Here is a 13,141-nt window from a genome sequence, read left to right as displayed (position 1 = left end):
GCCTTCCCGTGGGTGGCCAGAGCCGTCCCGCTCAGGCCCGCTGCGGCAGGAGTTTGGCGTCGTCCAGCAGTTCCTGGGCGTGCGCCTGCGCCGATTCCGAGTCCTCCTGGCCCGCCAGCATGCGCGCAAGCTCACGCACCCGCTCCGGTCCGTCAAGCAGCCGGACGTCACTGGAGGTGAACCCGGTGGCGGTGCCGCCGTCGGCTCCCCTGACCGATGTCTTGGTCACGGTGATGTGCTGGTCCGCGAAGGCGGCCACCTGCGGAAGGTGCGTGACCACCAGCACCTGCACGTGGCGTGCCAACATGGCCAGCCGCCGGCCGATCTCGACGGCGGCGCGCCCACCCACGCCCGCGTCCACTTCGTCGAAGACAAATGTGGGGACGGGATCGACGGCGGCCAGCACCACTTCGATGGCCAGCATCACGCGGGAGAGCTCACCACCGGAGGCACCCTTGCCCAGCGGCCGGGCCGGGGCGCCCGAGTGCGGCTGCAGCAGGAAGCTGATCTCGTCCGCGCCGTAAGGGCCCAGCTGCGCGGCGGGGTCGAGGTTGATCACCAGGGTGGCGTCGGCCATGGCCAGGGCCTTCAATTCGGCGCTGACCCGGGCGGAGAGGTCCTTGGCGGCCTTGGCCCGGATCTTGCTGATGGCCGCCGACTGCTTCTTCAGGTCCGCTTCGGCGCGGACCACTTCCCCGTCCAGGGCCTCGATGCGGGAGGAATCGTCCTGCAGCTCGTCGAACCGGACGCGTGCCTTCTCCGCCCACTCCAGCACCTCATCGATGGTGGGGGCGTATTTGCGGACCAGCTTGGCCAGGGCGGCGCGCCGGTCTTCGATCTCGGCGAGCCGTTCCGGGCCCTCGGAGTCCAGGCCCGCCTGGTAGCTGGCCAGCTCGGTGGCGATGTCGTTGAGCAGAAAGCCCACCTCGGCCAGGCGCGCGGCCGCAGATCCCAGCTCGGCGTCGTGCTCGGCCACGTGTTCAAGGGTCCGTTTGGCCGAGTCCACCAGGGTGGTGGCGTCACCCGCTTCGCCGAAGTCCTCGGCAATGAGGGCTTGGTGCGCTGTGCTGGCGGCAATTCGCAGTTCCTCAACATTGGCAAGCTTCACGGCCTCGGCCTTGAGCAGCTCGTCCTCCCCCGGCTGTGGGTCCACCTCATCGATCTCCGCCAGGGCCGCCTCCAGGGATTCAGCTTCGCGGAGCCTGTCACGGGCGGCGCTGCGCAGGGCATGCAGTTCCGCCTGGCTGGCCTTCCACCGGCTGTACAGGTCCTGGTAGGCGACCAGGGGTTTGGCCAGTGCCTCGCCGGCGAACTTGTCCAGGGCTTCGCGCTGGGCCGTGGCGCCCTTGAGCCGGATCTGGTCCGTCTGGCCGTGCACCACCACCAACGATTCGCCGATCTCGGCCAGGACGCCCACGGGTGCGGCGCGGCCGCCAAGGAACGCGCGGCTCCGTCCGTCCGCACCCAGCCGGCGGGCCAGGATCAGTTCAGTGCCTCCGTCGAACTCCTCAGCGTCGGCGCCGGCTTCGAGGGCACGGGCGACGGCGGGATGTCCGGTCTCAAGCTTGAGCACGGCTTCGGCGGTGGCGCTCTTCGCACCGCTGCGGACGGCCCCTGCGTCCGAGCGGGCGCCCAGCAGCAGTCCGACGGCGGTGACCACCATGGTCTTTCCGGCGCCGGTTTCACCGGTCACCACGCTCAGTCCCGGGCCGAGCGGAAGCGTTGCGTCGGTGATGACGCCCAGATCGCGGATTCTCAGTTCTTCAAGCATGGATTCACTTTGCAGTCGACGGATCGGGATCGCTGTCCGGGTTCTCAACGTGCGGTACGGGCAGCGGCGGCATGGGCCGGGGCGTGCGCACCACGGGGATGGGGCCGGTGTGTACGGCGTCGGACTTGGGCAGTGGCCCGCGCCAGCCGTGGATGGGCAGCTCGAACTTGCGGACCAGGCGTGCCGAGAACGGGGTCTGGTGGGTGCGGGCCAGCCGGACCGGGGTGGCTGACTTGGTCACTTCCACGCGGGCGCCGGGCGGCAGGTCCACCGAGCGCCGCCCGTCGCACCACAGGACCCCCTGGGCGTCGGTCCGGCCCAGCACCTCAACCGCCAGCCTGGACCGGGGCGATACGACGAGCGGCTTGGCGAAGAGCGCATGGGCACTGATGGGCACGATCACCAGCGCCTCCACTTCCGGCCACACGACGGGTCCGCCGGCGGAGAACGCGTACGCCGTGGATCCGGTGGGAGTGGCCAGGACAATGCCGTCGGAGCCAAAGGACGTCAGCGGACGTTCGTCCACCTCGGTCACCACTTCCAGCATCCGTTCACGGTTGGCTTTCTCGATGGCGGCCTCGTTTAAAGCCCAGGTGTGCCAAATCTTTTGGCCACGGACCCAGACCTGAACGTCGATGGTCATGCGCTCTTCCACCGTGTACTCGCGGCTGGCGATCCACTCGACGGTTTGGGCCAGGTCCGCCCGTTCACTTTCGGCCAGGAACCCCACGTGGCCCAGGTTAACGCCCAGCAGCGGGACATCCACCTCGCGGACCAGTTCGGCGGCCCGCAGGATGGTCCCGTCGCCGCCGAGGACCATGACTAGTTCAACATCGGGCAGCTGCACGTGGTCGTGGAGCACTTCCACCGGCTGGGCCAGGTGCCCGAAGAACCGCTCCATGTCCCCCAGCTCGGACTCCTGCATCACGGGGACCATGCCCGAGGCGTGCAGCAGGGCGCAGGCTTCCCAGGCGGCTTTCAGTGACTCCTCGCGGCCGGTGTGGGCAAGGACCAGTACACGCCTGCTCATCAGGTTCCGCTCTCTAGTGGTTCGGCCAGATTTGTCCGAGCAACGCAGCGGCTGCTGCCTCTCGCTCTTCGATCTTAGGCAAGTCTTTGCTGATCCTGCGTTTTATCCACAGGAAGTATTCGACGTTTCCGTCCTGTCCGGGCAACGGACTGGGCGCCAGGCCGCAGAGGTCCAGCCTTGCGTCGAGCGCTGCCTTGGCAACCTTTTCGACCGCCATCCGCCGCTCACGCTCCGAGGTGACCACCCCGGTGCGGGCCAGCCGGTCCTTGCCGATCTCGAACTGCGGCTTGACCATCAGCACCAGGTCACCGCCCGGTTCGGTGCAGTCCGCCAGCGGCTGCACCACCAGGGTGAGGGAGATGAAGGACAGGTCCGCCACGGTCAGGGCGGCGGGGCCGCCAATGTCGGCCGGGGCCATGTACCTGACGTTCATCCCCTCGTGGACGTCCACGCGGGGATCGTTGCGGAGGTGTGGCACCAACTGGCCGTGCCCGACGTCGACCGCCACCACGTGCGCGGCGCCGCGCCGAAGCAGGACGTCGGTGAAACCTCCGGTCGAGGCACCCGCGTCGAGGCACCTTTTGCCCTGCGGCAACACCTCGGGGAAGGCGTCCAGGGCGCCGGCCAGCTTGTGGGCGGCGCGGCTGGCGTAGGTGTCCTGGTCATCGAGTTCGACGGCGAGGTCCCGGCTTTCGTCAACTTGCAGGGAGGCTTTGGCGAGGACGTGGCCGCCCGAGGTGACTTTGCCCCCGGCGATGAGCGACGCTGCATGCGTGCGCGACCTCGCCAGGCCGCGGGCCACCAGGGCCTGGTCGAGGCGGACCGGCATCAGGCTGCCCCGCCGGCGCGGCCGGTTGCCGCCCTGACCTGGTCGATGGAATCGCTGTTCAGGGCTGCCAGCAGTTCGTCGTGGAGCCCGTTGTAGACAGCTTCATGGTCAGCCGCAGGGAGGCCTGGGATCCCGGAAAGCCTTGCCACGGCCCGTGCCACCTGCGGATCGCTGATGTGCTGCCCATTCTCCCGGGCGACGGGTTGCGGCCACTCCGGGGCAGGCTGGGCTGTCGAGTCGTCCGGTTCGGTCAGCTCAGTCATGGAACCAGTCTAGTGATTGAGCCACACCAGCTTGGGCGCCTGCGGGGTTGCAGCCTCTGGCATCTCCGCCCACCAGGCAGCGCAGGCCGCCCGCCAGGAGTCCAGGTTGTCCTGGCTGCCGATGATGCCCACCGCTCCGTTGGCCACGCGTGCCGTCGCTTCGCCGCACACGTAGGTGCCGTCGTCGTGCGTCACGTCCGGGTACGGGCGGTGCAGGTCCGTCAGGTTCCCGATGATGTAGTTGGGTCGTTCCGCGGAACGCGCCGCAAGGATTGTTTCGCGGGTGTCGACGCCGGTCAGCACCGCCACGGTGGCGAAGCCGGCGTTGTTGCCGCCCAGGATGTCCGTGTCCAGCCGGTCCCCCACCACCAGCGGACGCTCGGCCCCAAGACGTTTGGCAGCGGAGTGGAACAAAGGCGCCTCCGGCTTACCTGCGACCCTAGGCTGCTGCGCAGTAGCCGCGGCGACAGCAGCAACCAGGGTGCCGTTCCCCGGGGCGATCCCCCGAGCCTGTGGAATCGTCATGTCCGTGTTGGTCGCCACCCAGAGGGCGCCGGCGTTCACCACATAGGTGGCTTCCGCCAGCTCCTTCCACCCAATGCCGGGGCTGAAGCCCTGCACCACCGCCACCGGTTCCTCGTCCTGGCTGCCCACTGGCACCAGACCGGCCAGCTCGATTTCCCGGGCCAGCGCCGGACTGCCAGTGATGAGGATCCGTGACCCCGGAGCCAGCAGCGACGCCAGCAGGTCCGCCGCCGCCTGCGAGGAACTGACCACCTGGTTGTCCTCGGCGGGCGCACCCAGCTCGCGCAGGTGGGCTGCAACCTCCGCAGGCGAACGGGAGGCGTTGTTCGTCACGTAGCCCAAACCGATGCCCAGCCCGGAGAGCTTCTTCAGCGATTCCACTGCCCCGGGGATTGCATGCGGTCCCGCATACACCACGCCATCCAGGTCGGCCAGCAGGGCATCGAAGCGGGAAACCAGGGAAACGTCAGTCATGGGTGGTCAGTCCCGCCGTTCTTCATTCGCAAAGGTGTCCGCGCCGTCGTGGTGGTGTTCCGCGGCGTCCTGGTCTTCCACCTGGTCCCCGTTGCCGGGCTCGTGCGCAGCTTCGGGGTCAAGCTCGTCGTGTTCCACCGAGTCCTGGTCCGATTCGGCGTCGTCAGAGACGAAGTAGTCGGCCTCCTGGTCATCGATGCCGCCGTCCTGGACAGCCTTCGCTTCGGTGGCGCGTGGGCTCTCCGTAGCTGTGACCTCGTGGTCGGCTGCCGTTGTATCGGTGCCGGTATCGCCGCCGCTTTCAGCTCCGGAAGCCTTGGAAGCACGGTCCAGCATCCGGCGGCGTTCAGCCTCTTCCCGGGCCTCTTCTTCCTCGTCCCAGCCGAGGTCGATGATGTCAGGTTCCTCATCCGCACCCTGGCCCAGGGCATTTTCCGCCACTACAGCCTGCCGGCCCCACTTCTGCGACTCGTCGTCGCGACCTACCGCAGCAAGTGCGTCGGCGTAGGCACGGAACAGACGCGGGCTGTAGGAGAATGCACGGTTGATATCCAGCTGCGGGATCTCGAGCTCCGCCACTGCCGCGTCCAGCTGTCCCAGGTCGGTCCGGGCGCCGGCGGCAACAATGGCCAGTTCAACCTTGCCGGGAGCATCCAGATCCTGGGCTTCCTCCGAGCGGGCAACGTCCAGGGCGCGGTCGGGCCGGCCCAGGCCACGTTCACAGTCGGCCATCACGGGCAGATGCACGTTGGAGCCGCTGATGCGCCGGAAGGTGCGGAACTCGCGGAGCGCTTCACCGTAGTGGCCGGCAGCGTAAGCAGTCAGTCCTACGGCTTCACGCACGGCCGCCAGCCGTCCGCCGCGACGGCTGGCGGCAAGGGCGTGCTGGAAGGCCAGCTCGGGCTCGTCATCAATCAGGCGTCCGGCCATGACCAGGTGGCGGGCCACCCATTCCGCGCTCTTGGACTCGAGCGTCTTGATCTGGTGCTGCGTGGCGCGGTCGAGCTCCTTGCCCGTGACGTCCTCGTCGATTTCGGGTGAGCGTTCCCGGTCAGGGCGGTTGGCGCTGCGAAGGTCCGCGGCGTTGGGCACGCGCGCGGGGCGTTCCTCCTGGCGGTCGCGGCCGAAGCTGCGGGGGCCGGAATCACGGGGGCCTGCGCCGCGGCCGGACTCGGCACGTGAGTCTCGGCGGTCAAAGCTGCGGGGCGCACGTTCCTGCCGGTCGCCAAACGGTTTGCGGTTGTCGCCACCGAACCCACGGCGCTCACCCTCACCATCACGGCGCGGACGATCACCATAAGGCTTACGGTCACGATCAGCGCCGCCACCGAAACCACGACGGTCACCCTCACCATCACGACGCGGACGATCACCATAAGGCTTACGGTCACGATCAGCGCCGCCACCGAAACCACGACGGTCACCCTCACCATCACGACGCGGACGATCACCATAAGGCTTCCGATCACGGTCACCGCCGCCACCGAAACCACGACGGTCACCCTCACCATCACGACGCGGACGATCACCAAAGGGCTTCCGATCACGATCACCGCCGCCACCGAAACCACGACGGTCACCCTCACCATCACGACGCGGACGATCACCAAAGGGCTTCCGATCACGATCACCGCCGCCACCGAAACCACGACGGTCACCCTCACCATCAGGACGCGGACGATCACCAAAGGGCTTCCGATCACGATCACTGCCGCCACCGAAACCACGACGGTCACCCTCACCATCACGACGCGGACGATCACCAAAGGGCTTCCGGTCACGATCCTCGTAGGATTTACGCTCCCCGCCTCCGGTAGCTCCACCGCGGGAGAAATTGTTGCCGTCCCGGTCAGACCGCGACCTAAAGCCGCGGGGCTCACCGCCGGAGTTGTTGTTGCCGCGGAACGCGCCGCGGTCGTTGCCGCGGTTGCCACCGTTGTGCTCGGCCATATGGATTCCTCCTGTTGTGAGCCGACCACTGGCGCAACTGCAGCCGCTCGTTTCGTTTCCTACGCAACCCGAAATCAAGCGCTTCGAAGTCCGTACATCTTCATCAATTCTAGTGGAGCCGCAAAATCCCCTGGGACGATGGGAGCCCTGGCGGCGGTATCGTGGCCATCTTCACACCAACCAGGGACTGTGGTTCTCCCCAACAACGCCCGCTCACGTGTGGCGGGTTCTCCCCCGACGCCCGCTCACATCTGGCAGGTTTTCCCCCGGCCTCCGCTCACGGGGCATGGCCTGAGGTGAGCGGGGGTTGATCGCTTACCCGTCAAAGGTCAGCGTGGGTTGATCGCTTACCCGTCAAAGGTGAGCGGGGGTTGATGGTTCACCCGCCGGAGGTGGGCTGGGGTTTCTGGGAGCCTGGGGCCTGGCGGCTGTGGTGGTTAAAGTGATAGGGCCCTGACGTTTCGTTGTCAGGGCCCTACTCTAATAGTTGTTCCGGCGGTGACCTACTCTCCCACACCCTCCCGGGTGCAGTACCATCGGCGCTGTGGGTCTTAGCTTCCGGGTTCGGAATGGGACCGGGCGTTTCCCCCACGCTATGACCGCCGTAACCTTTTCACCCGAACCCCTTAGGTAATGCCGGGGGTGGGAAGACTTTGTGGTTACAACATTGGTGGTGTTGTTGTATTCAGTTGTTGGTTCCGTGCCATCGACCCCGGTGTTTTGGGGTTGTTGGTTGGGAACCACATAGTGGACGCAAGCAGAGTTTTGTATGTTTCTGTGTGGTGTAAGTTGTTGGCCTATTAGTACCGGTCAGCTTCACGAGTCGTTAGTCCTCGCTTCCACATCCGGCCTATCAACCCAGTGGTCTGGCTGGGGGCCTCTCACACCCGAGGGTGTATGGAAATCTCATCTTGAAGCGAGCTTCCCGCTTAGATGCTTTCAGCGGTTATCCCATCCGAACGTAGCTAATCAGCGGTGCACTTGGCAGTACAACTGACACACCAGAGGTTCGTCCGTCCCGGTCCTCTCGTACTAAGGACAGCCCTTCTCAAATTTCCTGCGCGCGCAGCGGATAGGGACCGAACTGTCTCACGACGTTCTAAACCCAGCTCGCGTACCGCTTTAATGGGCGAACAGCCCAACCCTTGGGACCTACTCCAGCCCCAGGATGCGACGAGCCGACATCGAGGTGCCAAACCATGCCGTCGATATGGACTCTTGGGCAAGATCAGCCTGTTATCCCCGAGGTACCTTTTATCCGTTGAGCGACGGCCATTCCACAATGTACCGCCGGATCACTAGTCCCGACTTTCGTCCCTGCTCGAGATGTCTCTCTCACAGTCAAGCTCCCTTGTGCACTTACACTCGACACCTGATTGCCAACCAGGCTGAGGGAACCTTTGGGCGCCTCCGTTACTTTTTAGGAGGCAACCGCCCCAGTTAAACTACCCATCAGGCACTGTCCCTGACCCGGATTACGGGCCGAAGTTAGATGTCCAAAGTGACCAGAGTGGTATTTCAACGATGACTCCACCCGAACTGGCGTCCGGGCTTCAACGTCTCCCACCTATCCTACACAAGCCACTCCGAACACCAATACCAAACTATAGTAAAGGTCTCGGGGTCTTTCCGTCCTGCTGCGCGTAACGAGCATCTTTACTCGTACTGCAATTTCGCCGAGTTTATGGTTGAGACAGCGGGGAAGTCGTTACTCCATTCGTGCAGGTCGGAACTTACCCGACAAGGAATTTCGCTACCTTAGGATGGTTATAGTTACCACCGCCGTTTACTGGGGCTTAAATTCTCAGCTTCGCCTTACGGCTAACCGGTCCTCTTAACCTTCCAGCACCGGGCAGGAGTCAGTCCGTATACATCGTCTTGCGACTTCGCACGGACCTGTGTTTTTAGTAAACAGTCGCTTCCCCCTGGTCTCTGCGGCCCCGATCCCCTCCCACCAGCGATGTGGTGTTCAAGGTTGGGGCCCCCCTTCTCCCGAAGTTACGGGGGCATTTTGCCGAGTTCCTTAACCATAATTCTCTCGATCGCCTTGGTATTCTCTACCTGATCACCTGTGTCGGTTTGGGGTACGGGCGGCTAAAACCTCGCGTCGATGCTTTTCTCGGCAGCATAGGATCACCAAATCCCCCCATACGGGGGTCCCATCAGATCTCAGGCCATATGAATGGCGGATTTGCCTACCATTCGCCCTACATCCTTAGACCGGGACAACCATCGCCCGGCTCGGCTACCTTCCTGCGTCACACCTGTTAATACGCTTGCCTCCCGGGATCAGGTCCTGCGCTCCACCAAAACCCTTCCGTCCAAAGGACGGTCGGGCAGGTTTCGGGCAGTTAGTATCCCCCGCTCAGCATGGGCGGTTTTTCGCCGGTACGGGAATATCAACCCGTTGTCCATCGACTACGCCTGTCGGCCTCGCCTTAGGTCCCGACTTACCCAGGGCAGATTAGCTTGACCCTGGAACCCTTGATCATTCGGCGGACGGGTTTCTCACCCGTCTTTCGCTACTCATGCCTGCATTCTCACTCGTGTAGGCTCCACCACTGGTTTACACCGCAGCTTCACCGCCCACACGACGCTCCCCTACCCATCCACACTCCTGAACCACGAAGGCTAGGACAATATGTGAATGCCACAACTTCGGCGGTGTACTTGAGCCCCGCTACATTGTCGGCGCGGAATCACTTGACCAGTGAGCTATTACGCACTCTTTTAAGGGTGGCTGCTTCTAAGCCAACCTCCTGGTTGTCTGGGCAACTCCACATCCTTTCCCACTTAGCACACGCTTAGGGGCCTTAGTTGGTGGTCTGGGCTGTTTCCCTCTCGACTATGAAGCTTATCCCCCACAGTCTCACTGCTGCGCTCTCACTTACCGGCATTCGGAGTTTGGCTGACGTCAGTAACCTTGTAGGGCCCATTAGCCATCCAGTAGCTCTACCTCCAGCAAGAAACACGCAACGCTGCACCTAAATGCATTTCGGGGAGAACCAGCTATCACGAAGTTTGATTGGCCTTTCACCCCTACCCACAGCTCATCCCCTCCATTTTCAACTGAAGTGGGTTCGGTCCTCCACGACGTCTTACCGTCGCTTCAACCTGGCCATGGGTAGATCACTTCGCTTCGGGTCTAGATCACGCCACTCACACGCCCTATTCAGACTCGCTTTCGCTACGGCTGCCCCACACGGGTTAACCTCGCGACGTAACACTAACTCGCAGGCTCATTCTTCAAAAGGCACGCCGTCACCAGAATCAGACTGGCTCCGACGGATTGTAAGCACACGGTTTCAGGTACTGTTTCACTCCCCTCCCGGGGTACTTTTCACCTTTCCCTCACGGTACTGGTCCGCTATCGGTCATTAGGGAGTATTTAGGCTTATCAGGTGGTCCTGACAGATTCGCACGGGATTTCTCGGGCCCCGTACTACTTGGGATACTCTCACAGGCGGTACAAACACATTACGGTTACGGGACTAACACCCTCTCTGGCCGGCCTTTCAAAACCGTTCACCTATGCGCGCACATCACACCCCACCAGCCCGGCAGAACTGGTATGGAAAGTCCCACAACCCCGACCATGCAACGCCCGCCGGCTATCACACATGGAACGGTTTAGCCTGATCCGCGTTCGCTCGCCACTACTAACGGAATCACTATTGTTTTCTCTTCCTGCGGGTACTGAGATGTTTCACTTCCCCGCGTTCCCCCCACGCACCCTATGTGTTCAGATGCGGGTCACCAGGCAACTCACGCCCCTGGCGGGGTTTCCCCATTCGGACACCCTGGGATCACAGTCCGGTTATCGACTCCCCCAGGCTTATCGCAGATTCCTACGTCCTTCTTCGGCTCCTAATGCCAAGGCATCCACCGTGTGCTCTTAAAAACTTGACCACAAAGATCAAAAACATTTTCGAGAGAACCACAGAAACTGTCCCGCGCACCCAAAGGCACACGAACCAGATCCAGGTTCATAATCTTGGAAATTGCTTCTTATACAAGATGCTCGCGTCCACTATGTAGTTCTCAAACAACAACCCCACACCACACACCCCACACACAACCCCCCAAAAAAGGAGTCAAACACGTGCAGAAACGTCATGGCAGGGAAACCAGAAACAAACAAACCCGGCAAGACCCGAAAGCCTCCCCGGTCCTGTTGTCTCAGGACCCAACAGTGTGCCAAACACTAAACCACCCGGAAAACCCCCGGCCCACCGTTCCAGAACCACCAGGGTTCGTACTAAAGAAGACCACAAGACCAGACAGCCGCTATTTGTTGATATTCCACCCTTGAGCACCCGCCACGGAACAGTCGTCCGTGCAACGGGCCTTTACTCCTGACAACACACCCACCACCAACATGCATTGGCGACGGATCATTGTAGGTGCTCCTTAGAAAGGAGGTGATCCAGCCGCACCTTCCGGTACGGCTACCTTGTTACGACTTAGTCCCAATCGCCAGTCCCACCTTCGACAGCTCCCTCCCACAAGGGGTTAGGCCACCGGCTTCGGGTGTTACCAACTTTCGTGACTTGACGGGCGGTGTGTACAAGGCCCGGGAACGTATTCACCGCAGCGTTGCTGATCTGCGATTACTAGCGACTCCGACTTCATGGGGTCGAGTTGCAGACCCCAATCCGAACTGAGACCGGCTTTTTGGGATTAGCTCCACCTCACAGTATCGCAACCCTTTGTACCGGCCATTGTAGCATGCGTGAAGCCCAAGACATAAGGGGCATGATGATTTGACGTCGTCCCCACCTTCCTCCGAGTTGACCCCGGCAGTCTCCCATGAGTCCCCGGCACTACCCGCTGGCAACATGGAACGAGGGTTGCGCTCGTTGCGGGACTTAACCCAACATCTCACGACACGAGCTGACGACAACCATGCACCACCTGTAAACCAACCCCAAAGGGGAAGGACTGTTTCCAGCCCGGTCTGGTTCATGTCAAGCCTTGGTAAGGTTCTTCGCGTTGCATCGAATTAATCCGCATGCTCCGCCGCTTGTGCGGGCCCCCGTCAATTCCTTTGAGTTTTAGCCTTGCGGCCGTACTCCCCAGGCGGGGCACTTAATGCGTTAGCTACGGCGCGGAAAACGTGGAATGTCCCCCACACCTAGTGCCCAACGTTTACGGCATGGACTACCAGGGTATCTAATCCTGTTCGCTCCCCATGCTTTCGCTCCTCAGCGTCAGTTAATGCCCAGAGACCTGCCTTCGCCATCGGTGTTCCTCCTGATATCTGCGCATTTCACCGCTACACCAGGAATTCCAGTCTCCCCTACATCACTCTAGTCTGCCCGTACCCACCGCAGATCCGGAGTTGAGCCCCGGACTTTCACGGCAGACGCGACAAACCGCCTACGAGCTCTTTACGCCCAATAATTCCGGATAACGCTTGCGCCCTACGTATTACCGCGGCTGCTGGCACGTAGTTAGCCGGCGCTTCTTCTGCAGGTACCGTCACTTACGCTTCTTCCCTACTGAAAGAGGTTTACAACCCGAAGGCCGTCATCCCTCACGCGGCGTCGCTGCATCAGGCTTTCGCCCATTGTGCAATATTCCCCACTGCTGCCTCCCGTAGGAGTCTGGGCCGTGTCTCAGTCCCAGTGTGGCCGGTCACCCTCTCAGGCCGGCTACCCGTCGTCGCCTTGGTAGGCCATTACCCCACCAACAAGCTGATAGGCCGCGAGTCCATCCAAAACCACAAAAGCTTTCCACCAACCACCATGCGATGATCAGTCATATCCGGTATTAGACCCAGTTTCCCAGGCTTATCCCAGAGTCAAGGGCAGGTTACTCACGTGTTACTCACCCGTTCGCCACTAATCCACCAGCAAGCTGGCATCATCGTTCGACTTGCATGTGTTAAGCACGCCGCCAGCGTTCATCCTGAGCCAGGATCAAACTCTCCGTTGAAAACAAACAGACACAACCACAACCACCGGAAATAACGGCGACCACGGCTGCACAAAATTTGAAACCAGCCAAAAACACCATGCACACCACGGGGTGGCGGCACAGCACAATCAACCAATCACATTACATAATCGGTATCAACAAACTTGGCACACTATTGAGTTCTCAAACAACAGACACATTCGAATATTCCCGGAAACAATTCAAAGAATTTCTATTCCGTATTTCTTCGCTGCGATGTTTTTATCTTATTTCATTCATATTCACTTTTGCAAATCCGGCTATTTTCCCGGAATCAGCTTGGCGAAATGAATCTGCCCAGCAAAATAAGAAGCAGCTTCTCGGGATCCGCGTATTCGCGG

7 protein-coding genes and 3 rRNA genes are annotated in these 13,141 nt (G+C 61.9%); all 10 read right to left on the bottom strand.

Going from position 1 to position 13,141, the window contains the following annotated elements; translation table 11 throughout:
- Nucleotides 1-31: 31 nt before the first annotated feature.
- The 10 genes from recN to LFT46_RS07800 all read right to left on the bottom strand — a co-directional run bounded on the left by recN (nt 32) and on the right by LFT46_RS07800 (nt 12,779).
- A complete protein-coding gene (gene recN / locus LFT46_RS07845; protein ID WP_236801979.1) occupies nt 32-1,771 on the bottom strand; it encodes a DNA repair protein RecN in 1,740 nt (579 codons plus the stop codon).
- Nucleotides 1,772-1,775: 4 nt separating this feature from the next.
- Nucleotides 1,776-2,801, bottom strand: coding sequence for an NAD kinase (locus tag LFT46_RS07840; RefSeq protein WP_236801978.1), 1,026 nt, complete (start codon nt 2,799-2,801; stop codon nt 1,776-1,778).
- Nucleotides 2,802-2,814: 13 nt separating this feature from the next.
- Entirely contained in the window at nt 2,815-3,630 is an 816-nt protein-coding gene (locus tag LFT46_RS07835) for a TlyA family RNA methyltransferase (RefSeq protein WP_236801977.1), read from the bottom strand.
- On the bottom strand, nt 3,630-3,893 hold the full coding sequence (locus LFT46_RS07830; RefSeq protein ID WP_236801976.1) for a hypothetical protein: 264 nt from the start codon (nt 3,891-3,893) through the stop codon (nt 3,630-3,632). Before LFT46_RS07830 ends, LFT46_RS07835 begins: the two co-directional genes overlap by 1 nt.
- A 9-nt stretch (nt 3,894-3,902) precedes the next feature.
- The gene (locus tag LFT46_RS07825; RefSeq protein WP_236801975.1) at nt 3,903-4,892 is read right to left on the bottom strand and encodes an HAD-IIA family hydrolase; all 990 of its coding nucleotides are present in this window, start codon (nt 4,890-4,892) and stop codon (nt 3,903-3,905) included.
- Between the two features lie 6 nt (nt 4,893-4,898).
- The gene (locus LFT46_RS07820) at nt 4,899-5,822 is read right to left on the bottom strand and encodes a hypothetical protein (RefSeq protein WP_236802828.1); all 924 of its coding nucleotides are present in this window, start codon (nt 5,820-5,822) and stop codon (nt 4,899-4,901) included.
- Nucleotides 5,807-6,673 carry a hypothetical protein gene (locus LFT46_RS07815; protein ID WP_236821760.1) on the bottom strand — a complete coding sequence of 289 codons (867 nt, stop codon included), beginning with the start codon at nt 6,671-6,673 and terminating at the stop codon, nt 5,807-5,809. The genes LFT46_RS07820 and LFT46_RS07815 overlap by 16 nt, the downstream gene beginning before the upstream one ends.
- 659 nt (nt 6,674-7,332) lie before the next feature.
- Nucleotides 7,333-7,449, bottom strand: a 5S ribosomal RNA gene (gene rrf, locus LFT46_RS07810).
- A 172-nt stretch (nt 7,450-7,621) separates the two neighbouring features.
- Nucleotides 7,622-10,751, bottom strand: a 23S ribosomal RNA gene (locus LFT46_RS07805).
- Between the two features lie 505 nt (nt 10,752-11,256).
- Nucleotides 11,257-12,779: ribosomal RNA gene (locus tag LFT46_RS07800) — 16S ribosomal RNA — on the bottom strand.
- Together the 16S, 23S and 5S rRNA genes form the textbook arrangement of a ribosomal RNA operon.
- Between the last annotated feature and the right edge of the window lie 362 nt (nt 12,780-13,141).

The organism is Arthrobacter sp. FW306-07-I, from assembly GCF_021800405.1.
Taxonomy (GTDB): domain Bacteria; phylum Actinomycetota; class Actinomycetes; order Actinomycetales; family Micrococcaceae; genus Arthrobacter.
The sequence above is the reverse complement of the archived record's forward strand: the minus strand, read 5'-3'. Positions and strand labels throughout refer to the sequence as shown.

Coding starts and splice junctions, on each gene's coding strand:
- recN (WP_236801979.1), bottom strand. CDS start 1,771: ATGCTTGAAGAACTGAGAATCCGCGATCTGGGCGTCATCACCGACGCA.
- LFT46_RS07840 (WP_236801978.1), bottom strand. CDS start 2,801: ATGAGCAGGCGTGTACTGGTCCTTGCCCACACCGGCCGCGAGGAGTCA.
- LFT46_RS07835 (WP_236801977.1), bottom strand. CDS start 3,630: ATGCCGGTCCGCCTCGACCAGGCCCTGGTGGCCCGCGGCCTGGCGAGG.
- LFT46_RS07830 (WP_236801976.1), bottom strand. CDS start 3,893: ATGACTGAGCTGACCGAACCGGACGACTCGACAGCCCAGCCTGCCCCG.
- LFT46_RS07825 (WP_236801975.1), bottom strand. CDS start 4,892: ATGACTGACGTTTCCCTGGTTTCCCGCTTCGATGCCCTGCTGGCCGAC.
- LFT46_RS07820 (WP_236802828.1), bottom strand. CDS start 5,822: ATGGCCGGACGCCTGATTGATGACGAGCCCGAGCTGGCCTTCCAGCAC.